Genomic DNA, 20,707 nt, shown 5'->3' with positions numbered 1-20,707 from the left:
TTTCGTTAAAACGGTGGGTTACCGGCCGGGTGGGCGCAGCAGGGTCTTCTTCTGATGCGCTTTGAAATACCGATACAGCGCATAGCCCGCAACGCCAATCAGCCCGGCCAGAACGGCCAGGAGTGCCATCGATTCTATCTCCATCTGTACTACCTCCAATAAGAATGGCATGAGGGCATAGTTGTGACAGGCATCATATGGGGAGACAATGAGAGCATTCCGTAACGCCGCATTATTGAAGTTGCAGGCAAAAAAAAGCGCCTATAGGGAGGCGCATAAAAATTTGCAACACAGCTTGTATTGTCCAGCACCAGGAGGAGTGGTGAACAAGGCATATTGTAAGCAACGCCTGCGGCGGCAGAAATAGGGATAACTCTTAAATCGGTATGGCCGCACGCCGCCGGCGTTGGCTAACCGGTTGAAGCAACGCTGAAAAAAGCAGCTAACAGGTTCAAATCCTGCGCGTTTAACGCCGCTTTCCGCCCGGGGGCGACAAAAAGAGTTGCTATTAAAGCCCGGTCATGAGTTAATGATTCCCGGCCTGTGGTACAGACCTATTTATGCACGACATTTTGAGTAAAGTAGTTCAAATTTAAAGCGTTATCCTAGATAGCTCTTCTCTGACGAATTTCCTTTCTAGTGCCTCCATAAGTAACTGATGACCGGCTATAACATGCCCATGGTGGCTTACATTTATTATTGAAGGAAATTAGACATGTCTAACATGATCAAAGGTCAAGTGAAGTGGTTCAACGAGTCTAAAGGTTTCGGTTTCATCACTCCAGCAGACGGCAGCAAAGACGTGTTCGTACACTTCTCTGCAATCCAGGATCAAGGCTTCAAGACCCTGGCAGAAGGCCAGAACGTACAGTTCTCTATCGAGAACGGTGCTAAAGGTCCATCAGCGGCTAACGTTACCGCTATCTAATCGGCTCTCTGCTGATTAATAAAAACCCGCCAAGGCGGGTTTTTTTGTGCCTGCAATTTGGCTGCGGCCAAAAAAAAGCCCGCAAGTCAGCGGGCAAAAGTTCCTTGTTACTTCTTCATTTGCAGGCGCCTCTCTGGGGGGGAAGCACCTGGATACAGACTACCCGCCGGCCGCTTAAGATTCTGCGGGCAAAGCGTTAAGAAAGTGAAAATCCACTCGGCTGCTACGCTTTAGAGACGCTCAGGACTGTGGGCTGATTGCAGCCGCAGGGTGTTTTTCTCGATTCATTTTGTAATACACTGACATCAATGACAAATGATGGGGAATGACATGAAAGTGCAGGATCGGGTGACGGTGAAGACAGATGGCGGCCCACGGCGCGAAGGGGTGATTCTGGCGGTAGAGGAGTTCAACGAGGGAACGATGTACCTGGTTGCGCTGGAGGACTATCCTGCGGGGGTCTGGTTCTTCAATGAGATCGACAGCCGCGACGGCACTTTTGTCGAGCCGCGCCATACGTCAACAAAATAACCTCGGCGGCGCGAGAAGGGCGGTCTCGCCAATTGGTTTCCTTGGGTGATCGTCCATAATGTAATTATCTCTGCCGAATAGGAATTTTTATTCGTGCCCACAGCAATACTCGCGGCGATAGAGAATATCGTCGCGAGTCGCTATGCTGGTTTTCCCAAGGTCTTAAATCGCCGTCGTTGGCGTAAGAATCAGGCCGAATGTAATCTCTTGAGGCCGCAGGCAATCAGCGGCTATTAACAAATATTCCACTGGTCAACGTATCGGTTAAACGAACAACATGATAAATGATCTGCTTGTTGTGCGTTTTTATTTTCCGTTTGATGTTTCCTTTGTGGGAAGAAACGGTTTTTGCCTTTATCTGCATCTGGTCGGATATCTGGATGGTTCCCTGACCGGACATCCACATGCGCAGCATGTTGGACTCCGTCTGGCTCAACGTCACCGGCGTTTTATCCAAAGAAAGCTTTTCCGCACGGGGCGCTTTTTTCTCAAGATAGTGACTAAGTAACTGATTCATAGTCTCTGGCTTGATGGATTTTGACGAGATAATGACATTTTTACGAACATATAAGTAATCGTCAAAATGTACGTTGGTGATCGCCATGAAAATGAAGAATAACGTATCGGGGTGCAGAGAGATCACCCGTTTTATTCGTTCGGTGGCATTAGCTTCGTGTATGAAGCAATCTTCGTTAATAAACACCAGACTGGGCTTAAGTTTACTGCATTTCTCGTGCAAGCCGTCAATATCGTTGATGGCGTTAATATGGCGTTTTTTCACACCATGCGCCGTAAGATAGTCTGTTAAACCTAACCTGGTATAGCTACATGAATCCATGATAATTGTTGGCATATCGCACCCCCACTTAAATCCGTTTTACCGCGGTAATATGAGAAAAAGCCTAAAGCCGAAAGGCAAAAATGGTTCAATATTTCACTTAATAAAGAGTGTTCTATCAATAAACGCAACGGCGCTCAATGATATTTTCATGCTAAACTTATTAACCGCGTGAATCTATAAGTTTAGCTTAAGTCAGAGTAATGTTCCGGCACCGAGCCCGCTGCCCGAGAACCCTAACCGGCACTTGAACCCTGTACCTGTGGGTAACTTTCGTGGTGATTCTGTTCATCATGTCACGAAATGAAATTTTAGATTGTTAGGAAAAATCTTAAAAAAAATTCATGTGTTGTTTTTTTAACGTTTTCTCGCCCGTTTTGTAAGCGGTGCGCTCTTGGTTTGGGCTGCTTATGTCTATTTATTTCCTTTTATAATCAATTTGTTATGATTATTTTTGCTGCTATTTGTAATGATAATCTTTTCCATTTTTATCAGAAAATCAATTGATACATTACAATTCGTTAACATAACGCCGTTGGTTTGTTAAGGTAAGTCGCTATATAACAATGGGTTATAGTAATGTTTTTAACATTATAAGGTGATGGGACTGATTTTATCGGGTGATTAATTTATTTCTCTGAACTATCGTGGCCTGCGGCGTCAATGGCGAAAAGCGGCGGCAGGTCGGAGTTGTTTCTGCTCGGGTATGACCTTAATTTGCCTGCTGCGGGCATCACAACGGGAGCGGCAGTGAGACATAACCAATATGGGCAGCCGGTAGGCGACGCTTTAGACAACTGGCAGCCGGCGGGTGACCCCGGAAACGACGTATTGCAGGGGCGCTTTTGTCGCCTGGAGCCGCTGTCGGCGGAACGCCGGGCCGCCGAACTCTACCGGGCTTACCAGCTGGCGGAGGATGGCCGCGACTGGACCTATCTCTTTTGCGAACGGCCGGAGACGCCGGCGGCGTTCGATCAGTACCTGCAGACGCAGGCCAACGGCCCCGACAGAAAAACCATGGCCGTCATCGATCAGGCCAGCGGCAAAGCGATTGGCACCTGCGCCTTCTTGCGTATCGACTCGGGCAACGGCGTGATCGAACTGGGCTCCATCAACTGGTCCCCGCTGATGAAACGCCGAGTGGTCGGCAGTGAAGCCATCTTCCTGATGCTGAAGCACGTGTTTGACGATCTTGGCTACCGCCGCTGCGAATGGAAATGCGACAGCCGCAATTTGCCTTCGCGCCAGGCCGCCGAGCGGTTCGGTTTCCGCTATGAGGGAACCTTCCGCCAGGCGATCGTCGTCAAGGGGCGTAACCGCGACACCGACTGGCTGTCGATCATCGACGGCGAGTGGCCGGCGGTGCGCGAGGCGTTTGGCCGTTGGCTGTCTGCGGATAATATCAGCGACAGCGGGCTGCAAAAGCAGCGCCTGCAGGCATTTCAGGCGCAATGAGCCGGTAAGCTTCATATTTGTTCCGGCAGACAGTGGTGCAGTGAGGCCAGCGTTTGCCGAATATCTTCTTCCTCCGTCATCCAGTTGACCAAGGCTGCGCGAATGCCCGGCTGGCCGTTATACAGGGTTGGCGTACAGCGCACCACGCCGTGAGCGTCCAGCCGGGCGATAAAGCGGTCACGCGCCGCAGCGGCATCGCCTGCGGCCTGGTTCAGGGCGAAACACACCACGTTCAGATTAACCGGCGCCAGCAGGCGGAAATCGTCGCTGGCGGCAAGTTCTGCCCCTAGCAGGCGCGCCAGTCTGACGTTGCGCTCGACGATGTCCCGCATGCCGTCGCGGCCGTAGGCCTTTAACGCCAGCCACAGCGGCAGGGCGCGGAAGCGCCGCGAATTTTCCGGCGTCAGGTGCAAATAGTTGTCCGGCCGCAAGGTTGGCGCTTCCAGGTAGGCCGAGTGGTTTTGAAACACCTGCATCTGCAGCGCCAGATGGCGGGTGAACTGGATTGCGCTGTCATAGGGCACGTTCAACCATTTATGCGCATCGACGGTGATGGAGTCCGCCTGTTGCCAGCCGGCCAGCAGGGGAGCGTACCGTGGCGAGCAGGCGGCTACGCCGCCAAATGCCGCATCAACGTGCAGCCAAAAAGGATAGCGCTCACGCAGCGCCAGCAGACGCGGCAAATCGTCAAAGGTAACGGTATTGACCGTGCCGGCGCTGGCCAGCACCAACGTGGGTACGCCCGCGCTGGCGGCCAGATGGCGTTCTAACGCCTGGGTATCTATCGCCTCGGAATGCGGCAGGCTGGCGATGGTCTTCAGCGCGTGGCGGCCGATGCCCAACATGCTGAGCGCCTTTATGCTGCTGGCGTGCGGATTGGCGGCCAGCACCTGGATCTCCCCCAGCGCCGCCAGGCCTTGCTGAGCCACATCAATGCCGCGTTGCTGGCCCAGCCACTGCCTGCCGATAGCCAGACCGGCGAAGTTGGCCATGGTCGCGCCGCTGACAAAGCTGCCGCTGTGCGTTTCCGGCAGCCCAAGCAGCGATTTCAATTGCTCGATGGTCGCCAACTCTATCGCCGCGGCGATGGTATCGTGGCTCAATTGGCTATTTTGGTCGATAATGCTAACCAGCCAGTCCGCCGCTACCGCCGCCGGAGTGGCGCCGCCGGTGACGAAGCCGAAATAGCGTGGCCCGGCGCTGGCGGAGATGCCGGCTTCATAGTGCCGCCAAAAATCGTCCAGCGCGGCCAGGGCGCCGGTGCCGCTCTGCGCCAACTGCTCGTCACCCGGCTGCAGCTGCTGCCGTTCCAGCGGTGGACAGACCGGCCGCTGTTTTAGCCCGGCCAGAAAATTTTCCGCGATTTGACGAGTGCGTTCGAGTATCTGTGGGAACTGCTCAAGATCCTGCTGCAAACCTGGGTGCATAATGACTCCGAAAGAAAAAGGCGATGCCTAACCATAGTTCATTTGCATTGGCGTCGAAATCGATAAAAAATGACTCTTTTGGATAGTCAGGCTAACCAATGTTGAATGACCGCATACCCTTGCACATCCTGCCGACCTTCGTGATTGCCGCGCGGTTGGAAAACCTGCGCGCCACGGCCCAGCAGGTGCATCTGACCCACGGGGCGGTCAGCCAACAAATTCAGCAGCTTGAACAGGCGATCGGCTGCCCGCTGTTCGAACGCCGCGGGCGCGGGTTGAGGCTGAATGCGGCGGGGCGTGAACTGTTGGCGGTGGCTGAACCGGCGCTGCTGGCGCTGCAGAGGGGGGTTGGCCGCGTCAGGCGCATTGCGGCAAGCCATTCGTTACGCATTAGCGTGTTGCCTTCTTTCGCCCATTATTGGCTGTTGCCTCGGCTGCCGGCCTTTCGCGATGCCTGCGCCGATATCGCGCTGGACATCGACGCCTCGCTGGCGGTGCAGGATTTGGCGCAGGGAGGGTTTGATGCGGCGATCCGTATCGGCAGCGGCCGTTGGCCGGGGCTGTATGCGGAGCGCATCGCGTCGGGAGAGGTGGTGCCGGTGGCTTCTCCGGCGCTGGCGCAGCGCGAGCAGAAGGCGTTCGACAGCGCTGCATCGGACGTGCCCTTGTTGGAACACGACGCGACCCCCTGGCGGGTCTGGTTCCAGGCGCACCAGCAGGTGGATTACGGCCGCCAACTGGCGTTATTCAACGACGCCGGGCTATTGATTCGCGCGGCGGAACAGAGCTTCGGCATTGCGCTGGTGAAGCGCCTTCTGGCGCACGACGCCGTCGGCGACGGTCGCCTGGTGGAGATGGCCGCGGCGCGGCGGCTGGGCGATGGCGATTTTTATCTGGTTTGGCCCCAGGCCGCCGGATTGACGCCGGCGGTGGAACAATTATTGGCCTGGTTGCGGCGGCAGTTGAGCGAAGCTTAGCGCCGCAGCCACGCCGGCCGTGAGGTTCCTAACGCCGTCGAAGGCAGAGCCCATTGCAGTGCGGTGCCCGTCAGGCTCAACGGCGCGCGCAGGCGTTGCGCCGGGCCCCAGTGCGTCAGCTCAGACTGCGGGTTTTCATCCGCCGCCGTTGCCGGCGCCAGTGCTTCCTGCCGATGATCCTGCGGGTAAGGGTGCGCCAGCAACAGCTGCGCAGTGCGCGCCAGCGATAGCCGGGCGACGTAGCCGGTTCCACGGGCCAGGCGCTGTTTCATGCCCGTTAACGCAGCAGCCGCCATCAGATAACCGGTGGCGTGATCCAGCGCCTGCACCGGCAACGGCACCGGCAGGCTCGCCTGGCGCCATGTCATGCCTCCTGCTGCCAGGCCGCAGCTCATCTGCACCAGGCTGTCGAAGCCGCGCCGGCCGCGCCATGGGCCGGTCCAGCCGTAGGCATTGAGGCAAATGTCGATCAGGCCCGGCGACAGCGCGCGCCTTTCCTCTACGCCATAGCCCAATTTCTCCAGCGCCCCGGCGCGGTAGCCGTGAACGAGGATGTCGGCGGTTTTCAACAGTTGTTCAAAGGTTTGACGATCTTGCGCATTGGTCAGGTTCAGGCGTGCGCAGCGTTTGCCTAATATCACCTCATGTTCGACGGCGGGTTCATCCCAGCCGTACGGATCGATGCGCAGCACGTCGGCACCTAAGCCGGCGAGAAAACGGGTAGCGATCGGTCCGGCGATGATGCGCGTCAGATCCAACACCCGGACGCCATGCAGCGGTCGGGCGGGGGGCAGCGGCCAACTCGGCGGCGCCGTCGCCGGCTGCAGCGAGGCGTGGATCAGCGGCTCTAACGCCACGCTTTTGCCCTGAATATGCTGCTGCCAGGCTTCGACGGAGCGCATTTCCGCCGCGCAGCCGCCGGCTTCGATCACCGCCTGCTCTAATGCGCTTTTCTGCCAGCCCTGTACTCTTCCCGCCAACGCGCCTTTATCCGCCGCCGGCCCTAAGACCTTTTCCACCGCCTGGCGGTGATGCGGGGCGTTGGTGTGCAGCCGTATCCAACCATCCGCCGCGGCGTAGTCTCCGGCCAGTGCATCCCAGGCGGCCGGCAGGCTCCAGCCCAGCGGTCTTAGCGTCCAGCCGAACCATAGCGAAGCCAGCCGTTGATCGACCCGGATCTGGCGGGCGTCGCCGCCGGGCCTATCGAACAGTTCGGCGCAGGCCAACCCGGCTGCTCCCCAGGCGGCGGTTGCCAGCTCGGTGACCGGAAACGCCGAGGCCAGCTCGCCTGTGCCCAGGACAGTTATCTGCTCCACCGGGGTTGCGGTGTACCCCATACTTTGCCAAATTTCGTCGAGCAGGGTGTGGGTGAGGGTATTCATGCGCGGTTCCTCAAGACGATGACGGGACATTGCCTAGCGTAGTTCACGACTGGCGGGGTTGCTAAGGGCCATGTTCGGCGCGTTATAATTTGGCCGCCGGAAATAAACGCCTAATTAAGGTTTATTTTTCGTTTAATAAATTGACCTTTACATCATAACCTCAGGTCACTATACTCAGCCAAAATTTCGGTGGAGAAACCCAATTGGACAGTTTTAGTTGTAGCGATATAAATAAGGCAAGCTGACCAATCCTCTTCTGATTTGTTGCTTGCCGAAAATCGGCGGGCGGCACCCCTCTCTTGTTATTCCGAGCTGTGCATACCCGAATATAACCGCGTTACCTGATGCCCTGTGGTCTCAGGTGAATTAAGTTGGACGTTATTATGGTATTTTGCAGCCACAGCCTCTTTCCTCCCGGCACTCATACGCCAATTCGCTGATTTATTATCGGCGCGATTTCGCGTGTGCTAAACAGCACATGAACTTATCTCCTGCGGTTAATTAAGGGGAAAGTCATGGCTATGACTCCTTTTGTTTTAAATTTATTACTGGCGATGAGCCTGGGCGCGGTTATTGGCGCCGAGCGGCAATGGCGTCAGCGTATGGCCGGTCTGCGCACCAATGCCCTGGTGGCGACCGGCGCGGCGGTATTTATTCTCAGCTCGATGTCCACCGATCCTTCCAGCGCCGGGCGGGTGGCCGCCCAGATTGTTTCCGGCATCGGTTTTCTCGGCGCCGGGGTTATCATGCGTGAGGGGTTGAATATCCGCGGCTTGAACACTGCCGCCACGCTGTGGTGCTCTGCGGCGATCGGCGTGTTGTGCGGGCTGGGGCAGTATTGGGACGCGGTAATCGCTACGCTGGTGATCCTGTGCGCCAATATTCTGCTGCGTGAAGCCGCTCAGCGTATCAACCTGCAGCCGCAGCAGCAGGCGACCGATCTGGAGTTGTGTTACCGCATTCAGGTTACCTGCGGCGAACAGGACGAAATATTGGTGCGCACCTTGATATTACAGGCGCTGAACGGCGTGGCGCTGCGTTTGCAATCGCTGCGCAGCGCCGATATCGCCAGCCCCGGTCAGCTGGAGGTTTGTGCGGAAATAACCGCGACGCCGGCTGCGCAAAAAGAAATAGAAGGTATTGTCTGTCGCGTCAGCCTGGAAAAAAGCGTGAGTGCCGTGCGTTGGCGCGTCGCATCTGAATTGCCGGTCTGATTAAATACATCAACCTGAATAATGTGAAATACATAAGATATTAAGGAGGCGTTATGGACGACGACCCCAGGGGGCGATTATTTCTGCGTAGCCGACAGGATAACCATTCAGTTTGGCTGCGCTAATTAAATAAATTCCATTTTATGCATATTCACCCGTTAATCGGGCGGGGTATCCCTGTGCGTGAAATAAAATAAGAGAATAGCGTTATGACTCAAATTAATGAAAAAGTACGCCGCCGTGATAAAGGCGAGGCACCTTACGCCATCGCGGAAGAGGCGAAAAACAGCATCGCTCAAACGCTGGCGAATTTAAAATGCAATCGCAACGGATTAACCCAGGACGATGCCGGCGAAAGGCTGGAGCAGTTCGGCGCCAACCAGGTGGCCCATGACAAGGCGCCGCATGCGTTGATCCAGTTAATCAAAGCGTTCAACAACCCATTTATCTTCGTACTGATGGTGCTGGCTGCGATCAGTTTCTTTACCGACTACTGGCTGCCGGCCCAGCGCGGTGAAGAAACTGAACTCACCGGCGTCGTCATTATCATGATTATGGTGTCGTTGAGCGGCCTGCTGCGTTTCTGGCAGGAGTATCGCACCAACAAAGCGGCCGAAGCGTTGAAATCCATGGTGCGCACCACCGCCACGGTTTTGCGCCGCAGCAGCTACAGCGCACATCCGCTGACGCTGGAGGTGCCCATCCGCGAGCTGGTGCCGGGGGACATCATTCAGCTCTCCGCCGGCGACATGGTGCCGGCAGACATCCGGCTGATCGCCTCGCGCGATCTGTTTATCAGCCAGGCGATTTTAACCGGCGAAGCCATTCCCATCGAGAAGTACGATGCGATGGGCAACGTCGCCCAAAAGTCGAGCGACGACAGCGTTTCCAGCGAGAGCGCGCTGTTGGAGCTGTCGAATATCTGCCTGATGGGCACCAACGTCGCCAGCGGCACCGCCACGGCGGTGGTCGTGGCCACCGGCGGGCGCACCTATTTCGGTTCGCTGGCCAAATCCATCGTCGGTTCCCGGGCGCAAACCGCCTTCGATCGCGGGGTGAACAGCGTCAGCTGGTTGCTGATCCGCTTTATGCTGGTGATGGTGCCGGTGGTGCTGTTGATCAACGGCTTCACCAAGGGCGACTGGAGCGAGGCGGCGCTGTTCGCGCTGGCCGTCGCGGTCGGCCTGACGCCCGAAATGCTGCCGATGATTGTCAGCTCCAACCTGGCGAAGGGCGCTATCGCCATGTCGCGCCGCAAAGTGGTGGTCAAGCGGTTGAACGCCATTCAGAACTTCGGCGCCATGGATGTACTTTGCACGGATAAAACCGGCACCCTGACCCAGGATCGCATCATTCTCGAGCATCACATCAACGTCAGCGGCGTTAAGGATAGCGAAGTGCTGCACCTGGCCTGGCTGAACAGTTTCCACCAGAGCGGCATGAAGAACCTGATGGACCAGGCGGTGATCCGCTTCGGGCGCGGCAAGCCGGGCGTCGAGGCGCTGGGGCGTTACAGCAAGGTGGACGAGCTGCCGTTCGACTTCGTGCGCCGCCGCTTGTCGATCGTGGTGGCGGACGAGAGCCGCCAACAGCTGCTGATCTGCAAGGGGGCGGTCGAAGAGATGCTGGAAATCGCCACCCACGTGCGTGAAGGGCAGCAAACGTTGCCGTTGGATGATGCGCGGCGCGCGGCGTTGCAGGCGCTGGCGCGCGAGTATAACGAGGACGGTTTCCGCGTGTTGGTGCTGGCCACCCGCGAACTGGGCGAGCAGCAGCAGGCAGCGCCGCTGAGCGTCGCCGACGAGCGCGATATGGTGGTTCAAGGGTTATTGACCTTCCTTGATCCGCCGAAGGAAAGCGCGCAGCAGGCGATCGCCGCGCTGCAGGAAAACGGCGTCGCGGTGAAAGTGCTGACCGGCGACAACCCGGTGATCACCTGCAAGATTTGTCGCGATGTCGGGTTGGAGCCGGGGGAGCCGCTTTCCGGCCTGCAGATTGAGCGGATGAGTGATGAAGAGCTGGCGCGCGAGGTGGAGCAACGCACGGTATTCACCAAGCTGACGCCGCTGCAGAAATCGCGGGTGCTGAAAATGCTGCAGGCCAACGGCCATACGGTGGGGTTCCTCGGCGACGGCATCAACGATGCGCCGGCGTTGCGCGACGCCGACGTCGGCATCTCGGTGGATACCGGTACCGATATCGCCAAGGAATCGGCGGATATCATCCTGTTGGAAAAGAACCTGATGGTGTTGGAAGAGGGGGTGATTAAAGGGCGTGAAACCTTCGGCAATATCATCAAGTACCTGAACATGACCGCCAGCTCCAACTTCGGCAACGTGTTCTCGGTGCTGGTGGCCAGCGCATTCATTCCGTTTCTGCCGATGTTGGCTATCCATCTGTTGATCCAGAACCTGATGTACGACATCTCCCAGCTTTCGCTGCCGTGGGACAAGATGGACAAAGAGTTCCTGCGCAAGCCGCGCAAGTGGGATTCGAAAAACATCGGCCGCTTTATGCTGTGGATCGGCCCAACCTCGTCGATATTCGACATCACCACCTATGCGCTGATGTGGTTTGTTTTCGCCGCCAACAGCGTTGAGCATCAGGCGCTGTTCCAGTCCGGCTGGTTTATTGAAGGGCTATTGTCGCAAACGCTGGTGGTGCATATGCTGCGCACCCAGAAAATCCCGTTCATTCAAAGCACGGCGGCGCTTCCGGTGCTGCTGACCACCGGGTTGGTGATGGCGTTGGGTATTTATATTCCGTTCTCGCCGCTCGGCGCGTTGGTGGGGTTGCAGCCGCTGCCGTGGGAATACTTCCCGTGGTTGGCCGGCACGCTGATCAGCTACTGCGTCGTGGCGCAAATGATGAAGCGCTTTTATATCCGCCGCTTCGGCGAGTGGCTGTGATCGCCGCCGCCGGGTGCAACGCCCGGCGGTTATAACAGTTTTTTGACCAGCAGACCGAGCATGATGGTCAACGTAAAGGAAAACAGCGTACCGAGCAGCACGTACTCGGTACGCATCTTGTCATCACTCTGCCGCAGATCGCCGAAGCGGAAAATCGACTTGGCGGCCAGCAAGAAGCCAATTGCCGGTATCTGGCCGGTCAGCACAAAGGTCAGGATCAGCGTTCTTTCCAGGTAGCCAATCTGTTTGCCCGCGCGCAGCAGCGAGTCGTTATCGGCTTTGGCCGAAGCCGGCATTTGCGGCGTCCAGCGCGCCAGCAGTTGGCCAATCAAAATACCCATCGGCAGATAAATCAGGCTGTAGGCCGTCAGCACCAGGCCGGTTTGCAGGCTGCCCAGTTGCCGCCACAGCGCGGCGAGCAGGGCGCCGGCGTTAGGCGTAAGGTACAGCCACAGCAGGATAATGACCGCCAGGTGCAGGCCCTGATCGAGCAGGAAGCTGCCGGCCTGGCTGAGGCCGGTCATCAACGTAACCTTCAGCAGGTCAATCAGGTAATGGCTGACTGCGATTGTCAGCAGGCTGATCAACACGTCCGCGGAGGATAGCCCGCCGTGCAGAAGCCCGAAACCGGCCACCACCCAGGCGGCCAGCACGCCGTGCAACAGGGCGTGCAGCAGCAAAAAGCGCGAGCGCGCGCGATGCTGGGCTTTATCAACCACCCAACTGAGAGGCTGCAGCGGGAAATCCGCCAGCAAATGCACGAGCAGCAGCCAGGTCAGCAGTGGCGCATAGGTCAAATCCATATTCAGGTGATCCCGTTAATCGCATGAATGAACCGCATCATTTCCTCGTAGGCCGCACGCTTTAGCGTGGCGGATACGGTGGAGGCGGCTTTTTGCAACCGCAGCGCGACCTCCGCGTTGCTGCCGGCGAATATTCGCGCCTGCACGATGCGCGCCTCAGCCTGAGACAGGCGGCCGATGACATGATCTAACATTGGCAGCAAATCGCTGACAATGGCGTTTGTCCGATCGTTGTCGGTTTTCAGAGCCAGCCTGCAGTTTTTCGTCATGGCGTCCAGCGCGGCGCCGGAGTTGACGAAGGCGCTGCCATAGCCGGCGGCCTGGGTTTGCTTGCTGCCCAAGCCAACGGCGATGCGCGCGTCCCACGCTGCCGCATCCATGGCTTTCAGCGCGATGCGGATATATACCGCCAGCAGCAGGCCGTCTTCCTGTTTGGTCTCCGCTTGAAAGGCGTCGCCGCGAAAAATCTCGAAGCGCTGTATCTGGTTGGTCTGTTGCAGCCGTTTCAGCAGGCCCTGCAGCCCGCTGATGTAATTAGCCGTATCGAGACGGCGAGAATTGACCAGATCGCCGCTGATTACGCTGATGTGCGTCCGCATGCGTTTGCCTGTTTTGTCGGAAAGGAGAAGGATAAATTCGCACCTAAGAGCGAATAAGTCAAATATTCGCCTCATGATGCGAATTTTTAGCAATTTCGCCTCTGGGGGCGAAAATGAAGGGGGGGAGGCGTGATTGCAGATCCCTGCAGCCAGAGACCGGCTTTATCGTCGATTCAGGATCTGGTGGGCAGGCACCTGTCGGCCAAGGTGCGGGCGTTTGTTAATTTTCTGCCGGTGCAGTTTGGCGGCGAAAGCCCTATTGAGACGTTCCGATGCCTTCCGGCCGGGAATACGCGCGCCCTGCGGCTCGCCACCGGCGGAGAATGGCGGGATTAGAAGCTTTTCACCAGCACTTCGCGCGGCAGCTCGCTGCCGTGTTTCAGCAGATGGTCGAAGGATCTTTCGCTACTTTTCAACTGCTGCAGAAATTCCTGCGGCGACAGATCGTGTTTTTTGCCGCTCATGTAAGCCAGCGCCAGTTCTTTTGCCTGATAGCGTGAGAAGTTGTACATAGTGTCCTCGCAACGGGGGTTTTCAATGCAACGATTGTAACGAAAGAGCACATAATGAACAGTGGCTTTGGCGTATGGAATCGATAGCTGAAACTGATGTTCTGACGAGGACGGGCCGTATCGACGGGACAATGGGGGCCGGCTTCATTGGCCCCCATGGCCGTTTATCCCAGATCGCCGCCGGCTACCGGCAGCACGGTGCCGTTGATGTAGCTGGCCTGGTCGCTGGCGAGGAACAAGATGGCGTCCGCCTGTTCGCCGACGCTGCCGTAGCGGTGCATCAGGCTACTGTCCAGGGTTTGATTGACCACCTGCTGATACCATCTCTCTTCCTGCGGCGTTGGCGTTGCGTTGTTGCGCGGCGTCAGACGCGGCGGCGCCTCGGTGCCCCCCGGCGCGGTGGCGTTGATGCGGATGCCGGCGCCGGCGTACTCAAACGCCAGCGATTGGGTCAGGGCGTTGACGCCGCCCTTGGCTGCCGAATAGGGCACGCGGTTCACGCCGCGGGTGGCGACGGAAGAGACGTTGACAATCACTCCGTTCCCCTGCGCCAGCATATGCGGCAGCGCCGCGCGGCAACCCCACAGCGTCGGGAACAGCGAGCGTCGAATTTCCGCTTCAATCTGCTGTGCGTCGTACTCGGCAAATGGCCGGGCCCAGATGGTGCCGCCAACGTTGTTCACCAAAATATCCAGCCGGCCGAAGTGTTGTTGCACCTGGTTCAGCGCGTCGCGGGTCGCTTCCCAGTTTTCCAGGTCCGCCTGCAGCGCGATGACCTCAACGCCGCGTTCTTTTAGCGCCGCCGCCACCTCGGTGAGGTAGGGCGCGCGGTCGAGCAGCGCCAATCTGGCGCCTTCCCGCGCCGCGCGCTCGGCGACGGCTTTGCCGATGCCCTGAGCGGCGCCGGTGATCGCCATCACCTTGCCGCTGAAACGGGGTTTATCCATGGTTGTCTCCTTTAACTGGCCTGGCTGGGGGCGAACTTCTCGTAGTGGAAGCTGGCGGGGGTAAAGGCGCGGCGCTGGAAATCGCCGAGCACCGCTTCCACCATCGGCGGCGGCCCGCACAGGTACACGTCCAGATCGCCGCCGTTGAGCAAACTTTCGTCGAGGTGCTGCGTGACGTAGCCCTTGTGCGGCGACTGCGACGCTTCGCTGGCCACGCAGGTCAGGTAACTGAAGTGCGGCAGGCGCCGGCGATAGCTTTCCAGCTGTTCCAGCTTGACCAGATCGTGGTCATGGGTGACGCCGTAAATCAGGTGCACCGGCTGCGGGCTGGCGTCGGCGGCCAGCTGTTCCAGCATGGAAAGGAACGGCGCCAGCCCGGTGCCGCCGGCCAGGAACAGCATCGGCCGCACCGGCGTGCGCAGGTAGAAGCTGCCCTGCGGGCCACGCAGGCGGATGGCATCGCCCGGCCGGGCCCGATCGGTCAGATAGCCGCTCATCATGCCGCCGGGCACGTTGCGCAGCAGAAAAGAGATTTGCCGGCTGCCGGGCAGCGAACTGAAGGAATAGGCGCGGCTGGCATCGCTGCCGGGCACCGCGATATTGACGTACTGGCCAGGCAGGAAGGCGATGCCGCGTTCGTCGTCCAGCGTCAGACAGAACTCGATGGCGCTGTCCGACAGCGTGGTGGCCGACGTGACGGTGGCGGCAAACTCCTCGCTGCCGGTTTTACATAGCGTCGAGGCGATGGGCACCTCGATGACGCAGTCCGAAGACGGCACCATCTGGCAGGTCAACACCAGCCGCTGCGCCGCTTCCTGTTCGGACAGCGCTTCGTCCAGATAGTCCTCACCCAGCTGATATTCCCCCTGTTCGCAGCGGCATTTGCAGGTGCCGCACACGCCGTCCGAACAGTCCATCGGCAGGTTGATCCTTTGCCGGTAGGCGGCGTCGAGCACCTTTTCATTCGGGTTACACTGAATAAAGCGGCTGACGCCGTCTTCAAAATTAAGAGCGACGGTAAAAGACATGCTCACCTCACGATTTAAAGATGATAAATATCAATAACATGATTGATGTAGTCATTATCCAGACGAATTTTCTTGCGCTTAATTCGCAGTTCATCGCCCGCGTGTTCCAGCAGCAGGCGGGTCGAGCCGAAGTAGGTATCCGTGTGGTTATAGCGGTGATAGAAGGTGGCCCAGTGGTAGTTCACCTCGGCCTGGCCCTCCGTGGCCGACAGGATTTCCACGTTGCTGACCAGATGGACGGTGCGCGGTTCCGGCATGCTGCTGGCGGCCGAACGTTCGGTTTTGATGCGGTAAACGCGGTCCTCCAGCCCTTCGCGATTGGCGTAATAAATCAGCGAAATCTCGCTGTGGGGATCCGTGGTCTGCCGATCGTCGTCGGCCCAGGCAGGCATCCAGTATTCGACCTGCGGGTGATAGCAGGCGAGCCATTCATCCCATTGCCGGTCATCCAGCAGGCGCGCTTCGCGATACAGGAATTGTTCCACTTGCTGTTGCAGGTTGAGCCTGTTCATTGCGCCACCTCATCGTTGCGTTGTTGAAGATCCAGCTTGCGCAGCAGGAGGGTTTGCCAGTGATGATGCTGGCTGAAATACAAGGCTTCGTCTTCCGGGCGCGGGCCGGTCATTTCGGGCAAGATCCCCAGCGCTTTGGCGTTGTCGTCCGCCTGTCCCTCGAGCCAGCGGGTGGCGCCGCGGCTGAGATCGCTCCAGGGCATGTTGCCCGCGTTGAAGCCCAGCTGGCAGGCGCGAAACTCTTCCAGATCGTCCGGCGTTCCCATGCCGCTGACGTTGAAGAAATCTTCATACTGGCGAATGCGCAAGGCGCGATCGGCGGCGCTTTCGCCCTTCGGCGCAAAGCAGAACACCGTGACTTCGGTTTTATTGACGGAAAGGGGGCGAACGACGCGCAGCTGGCTGGAAAGCTGATCCATAATGTACAGATTAGGGTAGAGGCACAGGTTGCGAGTCTGGTTAACCATCAGATCGGCGCGCTGCGGGCCGAAGGCGTCGTTCAGGCGGCTGAAGTGGCGGTAAATAGGGCGAGACTCCGGGTTCAGCACGCGGGTCCACAGCAGCAGATGGCCATTCTTGAAGCCGTAGGCGCCGCCATCGTTTTTTGATGACCAGCAGTTGGCGTCCATGGTTTGGGTGCCGGTCTGGGCATCCCGATGCGCCATAGTCGAGACGTAGTTCCAGTGCACCACGCTGACGTGATAACCGTCCGCGCCGTTCTCTATCTGCAGTTTCCAGTTGCCGTCGAAGGTGTAGGACGATGAGCCGCGCAGCACCTCCAGCCCGTCTTCGGCCTGATCGACAATCAGATCGAGAATATGCCGCGTCTCGCCCAGATAGTCCGTCAGCGGCAGCACCTCGTCGCTCAGGCTGCCGAACAGAAAACCGCGGTAAGATTCAAAACGTGGCAGCTGTTTGAGATCGTGCGAGCCGGCCTGTTTGAAACACGGCGGGTAGGCGCCGGTCTTTTCATCCTTGGCCTTCAACAGGTTGCCGGCGTTGTTGAAGGTCCAGCCGTGGAACGGGCAGGTAAAGGTGCTTTTATTGCCGGACTTGCGGCTGGCCAACATTGCGCCACGGTGCGAGCAGCTGTTGATCATGGCGTGCAGCCCCATGTCTTTATCGCGGGTGATAATGACCGGCTGGCGGCCAAGGGTGAGCGTGTAATAATCGCCGGGCGCGGCGATTTGGCTTTCATGCGCCAGATATACCCAGTTGCCTTCAAAAATTGCTTTCATTTCCAGTTCAAATAACGCCTCGTCGGTAAAAATGCCGCGATTGCATTGATAAATTCCATTTTCTTTATCAATAATTAAAGCATTATTTATTTTCTTTTTTAATTCGGCGGATGCATTGTTCACTAATGAGTTCATAGTAATGACCTCGTATAAAGAGACAGGGTTAATGAGCGGGTAATGAATATTCAATTACCCATTGCTGATATCGTTATTCGTGCTTCCGTTGCAGGTAATCAGTTCTGCAGCGCCCGGGCGCGTTTAATTCTATTTTGTTCTTCGCTATCGGCGGCGGGGTACAGGCTGAAATCGAAGGTGACTTCGGTATGGGCGCCGGGCAGATCGCGCTGGGCCGCAATGGCCGGATCTGTCACTTTTACCGGGTCGGCAATCAGTTCGTCGCGGGTGGCGAAGGCGAAATCGTCCCACAGGTAGCGATCGCCGCTAAGGTTAATCTGGGTGGTCAGATGCTTGTGCCCCGGCGCGGAGACGAAGAAGTGAATGTGCGCCGGCCGGTTGCCGTGGCGGCCCAACCGGTTGAGCAGCGCCTGCGTCGGCCCGTCCGGCGGGCAACCATAGCCGGAAGGCAAAATGCTGCGCACCGCATAGCGCCCATTGACGTCGGTCTTCACCCGGCGGCGCAGGTTGAAATCGCTTTGCGATTTGTCGAAGAACGAATAGTTGCCCAGCGTGTTGGCGTGCCAGATATCCACTACCGCACCCGCCAGCGGCCGGCCGTCGGCGTCTTTCACCTGGCCGTGCAGCCACATCGGCTCACCGGCGTCGGCGCCGTCATCCATGCGCGCGAAGCCTTCGCTCAGCGGCGCATTGGCGACGTACAGCGGCCCTTCGATAGTACGCGGCGTGCCACCCGCCAGGCCCTGGGCGCGTTCGCGCTCGTCGTCGCGCAGATCGAGGTAGTGCTCCAGCCCCAGACCGGCAGCCAGCAGCGCCGCTTCCTGGCGCCCACCCAGCGTATGCAGGTAGTTCACCGCCTGCCAAAATTCTTCGGGGGTGACGTCGTGCCTCTCGATCAGCAGACAAATATCGCTCAGCAACTGATGCATGATTTTTTTGAAGCGCAGGTCGCCGCCTTCGCTGGTAAAGCCGCTGCTGATTTCCAGTAATTTAATGACGTCTTGATGTTGGTCGAAGGAAATAGACATTGCGAATTCCTCATGGCTTATTATATAGGGTGGAGGGAGTTATCCCGGTTATTTTATTTGTCGTCGTTATGGATGGAGGAGGGATGTCGGCATAAGGCGTCAACGCGAATATCCATATAAGGATAGAGCGGCAGCGCGAATAATATATCGTGCAGTTCGGCGTTGCTTTCCACATCGAAAATGCTGACGTTGGCGTAACTGCCCGCGATGCGCCAAAGATGCCGCCATTTCCCCGCAGACTGCAGCTCCTGCGAGTAGGCTTTCTCACGCCGCTTGACGTCGTCGGCAATCTCTTGTGGCATATCGACCGGCAGCTTCACGGTCATTTCAACTTTAAACAGCATGGCGATACTCCCGTTATTATTTGCGCTGATAGAAGCGCAGTTTGTCTTCGTCGATCTCAACGCCCAGGCCGGGGCCGGGCGGCAGCCTGACCTGGCCGTTGGCGAAGGCCAGAGGCGTGGCGACCACGTCGTCCTTCAGCAGCAGCGGGCCAAACATCTCGCTGCCCCAGTCCAGCTTCAGCGTCGACCAGGCGTGTAGCGAGGCGAGGGTGCCCAGCGTGCCCTCCAGCATGGTGCCGCCGTACAGCGCCACGCCGGCGGCCTGCGCTACCTGCGCCAGCTTCAGCGCCTGCGCCGGCCCGCCCGCCTTGGCGATTTTCAGCGCGTAGGCGCCGGTAAAACCGCTCGCCGCCAGCGCATAGCCGTCGTGCGCGTCGGCCACCGCCTCGTCGGCAAGGATCGGCAGGGTAAAACGCCGGCTGAGCTGGATCAGCGCGGCACGGTCCCACAGCGCCACCGGTTGCTCAACCAGATCGATGCCGATTTCCTGCAGCGCCGCCATGCCGCGCACCGCAGTGCCGGCATCCCAGGCCTGGTTGACATCGACGCGGATGCTGACATCCGGCCCCAGCGCCCGCTTAATCGCCTGGGTATGCCGCAGATCGTCCGCCAGCGGCCGGGCGCCGATCTTCAGCTTGAAGGCGTTGTGCCGCCCTTCCGCCAGCAGTTTCTGCCCCTCGGCGATGTCTTTTTGCGTATCGCCGCTGGCCAGCGTCCACAGCACCGGCAGGGTGTCGCTCAGCGCGCCGCCGAGCAGGCTGCTGACCGGCAGGCCGAGGCGTTTGCCCTGGGCATCGAGAAAGGCGGTTTCCAGCGCCGATTTGGCGAAGGTGTTGCCTTTGACGTGGGCGTTCATCAGCGCCGTCAGCGGCGCCAATCCGTTAAAACTTTTGCCGCTCAGCAGCGGCGCCAGATAAGCGTCGATCGCCGATTTGATGCCTTCCGGGCTTTCCGGGCCGTAGCTCAGCCCGCCGATGGTGGTGGCTTCGCCCCAGCCGGTCAGGCCGTCGGCGCAGGTCAGGCGCACCAGCGTCAGCGTCTGGCAGCCCATGGTCGCCATCGACAGCCTGTGCGGACGAATGGTCGGGATATCCACCAGCCAGCTCTCGATGCGTTCAATACTCAGTTCCATGCGTTATTCCTTTTCGGTGAGAAACTCGACAACGCTGCGGTTGAAGAGGTCCGGGCAGGCGATATTGGAGATATGCGAAGCCGGCAGCCGCAGCAGCCTGGCGTGCGGCGCATTGGCTACCAGAAATTCGGCATCCGCCACCGTCGTCACCGCATCTTCTTCCCCGGCGATCGCCAGCATCGGCCGCGCCATGGCGGCGACTTCGGCGCGCAGGTCGGCCTGCGCCAGCGCGTCGCAACAGGCGGCGTACCCCTGCGGATTGCCGGCCGCCAGCCCGGCCACCAGCGGCGCGACCCGCCCGGGGTGTTGTTGCAAAAAGCCAGGGCTGAACCAGCGAGCGGGAGAGGCGGCGGCGATCGGCGCCAGCCCGTCGTCGCGCACCTGCTGCGCGCGCTGTCGCCAGCCTTCGGCGCTGCCGATGCGCGCGGCGGTATTGGCCACCACCAGCCTCCCGATCCGCTGCGGGTGATAGCGGTTGAGCCACAGCCCGGTCAGGCCGCCCATTGAGATGCCGCAAAAATGGGCGACCGGCGCATCCAAACGATCGAGCAGGGCGAGAACGTCTTCCCCCAGTTGCTGCAGGCGCAGCGGCGCCGTCGGCAGCGGGGTGGCGCCGTGGCCGCGCGGGTTATAGCGCAGCACGCGAAAACGTTCGGTCAGCGCCGGCAGCTGCGGCTGCCACATGGCAAAGGTGGTGCCCAGCGAGTTGGACAGCACCAGCAGCGGCGCTGCGGCCGGCCCGTCGAGGCGATATTCAATGTCCATGCG

At 58.7% G+C, this 20,707-nt stretch carries 20 protein-coding genes; 6 read left to right on the top strand and 14 right to left on the bottom strand.

Annotation, left to right across the window (positions count from 1 at the left end; all coding sequences use genetic code 11):
• The first annotated feature begins 715 nt into the window (after positions 1-715).
• Together cspE and dsrB are read left to right on the top strand one after the other, a co-directional pair.
• Positions 716-928, top strand: coding sequence for a transcription antiterminator/RNA stability regulator CspE (cspE, locus tag KHA73_RS15080; RefSeq protein ID WP_004946278.1), 213 nt, complete (start codon positions 716-718; stop codon positions 926-928).
• 330 nt (positions 929-1,258) lie between these two features.
• Positions 1,259-1,459 carry a protein DsrB gene (dsrB, locus tag KHA73_RS15075; protein WP_234585173.1) on the top strand — a complete coding sequence of 67 codons (201 nt, stop codon included), beginning with the start codon at positions 1,259-1,261 and terminating at the stop codon, positions 1,457-1,459.
• Positions 1,460-1,682: 223 nt separating this feature from the next.
• Here the strand turns inward: dsrB and rcsA are convergent, their stop codons facing one another.
• Positions 1,683-2,312: a transcriptional regulator RcsA gene (rcsA, locus tag KHA73_RS15070; RefSeq protein WP_234585172.1), complete on the bottom strand. Its 630-nt coding sequence runs from the start codon at positions 2,310-2,312 to the stop codon at positions 1,683-1,685.
• Positions 2,313-3,047: 735 nt separating this feature from the next.
• On the opposite strand from rcsA, the gene KHA73_RS15065 reads away from it, so the two are divergent.
• Positions 3,048-3,752, top strand: a complete 705-nt coding sequence (locus KHA73_RS15065) for a GNAT family N-acetyltransferase (RefSeq protein WP_234585171.1) — start codon at positions 3,048-3,050, stop codon at positions 3,750-3,752.
• An 11-nt stretch (positions 3,753-3,763) separates the two neighbouring features.
• On the opposite strand, the gene KHA73_RS15060 is transcribed toward KHA73_RS15065, so the two are convergent.
• Positions 3,764-5,179 carry a pyridoxal phosphate-dependent decarboxylase family protein gene (locus tag KHA73_RS15060; RefSeq protein WP_234585170.1) on the bottom strand — a complete coding sequence of 472 codons (1,416 nt, stop codon included), beginning with the start codon at positions 5,177-5,179 and terminating at the stop codon, positions 3,764-3,766.
• A gap of 98 nt (positions 5,180-5,277) precedes the next feature.
• Between KHA73_RS15060 and KHA73_RS15055 the strand changes: the two genes are divergently transcribed.
• A complete protein-coding gene (locus tag KHA73_RS15055; protein ID WP_234585169.1) occupies positions 5,278-6,156 on the top strand; it encodes a LysR substrate-binding domain-containing protein in 879 nt (292 codons plus the stop codon).
• Here KHA73_RS15055 and KHA73_RS15050 read toward each other — a convergent pair.
• A complete protein-coding gene (locus tag KHA73_RS15050) occupies positions 6,153-7,538 on the bottom strand; it encodes a CoA transferase (RefSeq protein WP_234585168.1) in 1,386 nt (461 codons plus the stop codon). The two genes, KHA73_RS15055 and KHA73_RS15050, sit on opposite strands and share 4 nt — an antisense overlap.
• A gap of 515 nt (positions 7,539-8,053) precedes the next feature.
• Between KHA73_RS15050 and KHA73_RS15045 the strand changes: the two genes are divergently transcribed.
• Both KHA73_RS15045 and mgtA read left to right on the top strand, forming a co-directional pair.
• A complete protein-coding gene (locus tag KHA73_RS15045) occupies positions 8,054-8,752 on the top strand; it encodes an MgtC family protein (protein ID WP_234585167.1) in 699 nt (232 codons plus the stop codon).
• A gap of 209 nt (positions 8,753-8,961) precedes the next feature.
• On the top strand, positions 8,962-11,661 hold the full coding sequence (mgtA, locus tag KHA73_RS15040) for a magnesium-translocating P-type ATPase (protein WP_234585166.1): 2,700 nt from the start codon (positions 8,962-8,964) through the stop codon (positions 11,659-11,661).
• 29 nt (positions 11,662-11,690) lie between these two features.
• Here mgtA and KHA73_RS15035 read toward each other — a convergent pair whose 3' ends face one another.
• The 11 genes from KHA73_RS15035 to pcaD form a co-directional block, all read right to left on the bottom strand.
• Positions 11,691-12,464, bottom strand: coding sequence for a DUF3307 domain-containing protein (locus KHA73_RS15035; RefSeq protein WP_234585165.1), 774 nt, complete (start codon positions 12,462-12,464; stop codon positions 11,691-11,693).
• A gap of 2 nt (positions 12,465-12,466) precedes the next feature.
• On the bottom strand, positions 12,467-13,063 hold the full coding sequence (locus tag KHA73_RS15030; RefSeq protein ID WP_234585164.1) for a hypothetical protein: 597 nt from the start codon (positions 13,061-13,063) through the stop codon (positions 12,467-12,469).
• A gap of 332 nt (positions 13,064-13,395) precedes the next feature.
• Positions 13,396-13,575 carry a hypothetical protein gene (locus KHA73_RS15025; RefSeq protein ID WP_234585163.1) on the bottom strand — a complete coding sequence of 60 codons (180 nt, stop codon included), beginning with the start codon at positions 13,573-13,575 and terminating at the stop codon, positions 13,396-13,398.
• A 164-nt stretch (positions 13,576-13,739) separates the two neighbouring features.
• Positions 13,740-14,522 (bottom strand): benzoate diol dehydrogenase BenD, encoded by a 783-nt coding sequence (benD, locus tag KHA73_RS15020; protein WP_234585161.1) that lies wholly within the window; start codon positions 14,520-14,522, stop codon positions 13,740-13,742.
• Positions 14,523-14,533: 11 nt separating this feature from the next.
• Positions 14,534-15,550: a benzoate 1,2-dioxygenase electron transfer component BenC gene (benC, locus tag KHA73_RS15015; RefSeq protein ID WP_234585160.1), complete on the bottom strand. Its 1,017-nt coding sequence runs from the start codon at positions 15,548-15,550 to the stop codon at positions 14,534-14,536.
• A 14-nt stretch (positions 15,551-15,564) separates the two neighbouring features.
• The gene (gene benB / locus KHA73_RS15010; RefSeq protein WP_234585158.1) at positions 15,565-16,062 is read right to left on the bottom strand and encodes a benzoate 1,2-dioxygenase small subunit; all 498 of its coding nucleotides are present in this window, start codon (positions 16,060-16,062) and stop codon (positions 15,565-15,567) included.
• Positions 16,059-17,423 (bottom strand): Rieske 2Fe-2S domain-containing protein, encoded by a 1,365-nt coding sequence (locus tag KHA73_RS15005; protein ID WP_380737893.1) that lies wholly within the window; start codon positions 17,421-17,423, stop codon positions 16,059-16,061. Before KHA73_RS15005 ends, benB begins: the two co-directional genes overlap by 4 nt.
• A gap of 110 nt (positions 17,424-17,533) precedes the next feature.
• Complete coding sequence (gene catA / locus KHA73_RS15000) at positions 17,534-18,463, bottom strand: catechol 1,2-dioxygenase (RefSeq protein ID WP_234585155.1); 930 nt, start codon at positions 18,461-18,463, stop codon at positions 17,534-17,536.
• A 53-nt stretch (positions 18,464-18,516) separates the two neighbouring features.
• Positions 18,517-18,807 (bottom strand): muconolactone Delta-isomerase, encoded by a 291-nt coding sequence (gene catC, locus KHA73_RS14995; RefSeq protein WP_234585153.1) that lies wholly within the window; start codon positions 18,805-18,807, stop codon positions 18,517-18,519.
• A gap of 16 nt (positions 18,808-18,823) precedes the next feature.
• On the bottom strand, positions 18,824-19,939 hold the full coding sequence (locus KHA73_RS14990) for a muconate cycloisomerase family protein (RefSeq protein ID WP_234585152.1): 1,116 nt from the start codon (positions 19,937-19,939) through the stop codon (positions 18,824-18,826).
• Positions 19,940-19,942: 3 nt separating this feature from the next.
• Positions 19,943-20,704 carry a 3-oxoadipate enol-lactonase gene (pcaD, locus tag KHA73_RS14985; RefSeq protein ID WP_234585151.1) on the bottom strand — a complete coding sequence of 254 codons (762 nt, stop codon included), beginning with the start codon at positions 20,702-20,704 and terminating at the stop codon, positions 19,943-19,945.
• Positions 20,705-20,707: the final 3 nt, after the last annotated feature.

Origin of the sequence: Serratia entomophila (assembly GCF_021462285.1) — a bacterium.
In the GTDB taxonomy this organism is placed as follows: Bacteria; Pseudomonadota; Gammaproteobacteria; order Enterobacterales; family Enterobacteriaceae; genus Serratia; species Serratia entomophila.
This window is presented reverse-complemented; position numbering and strand designations above follow the sequence as displayed.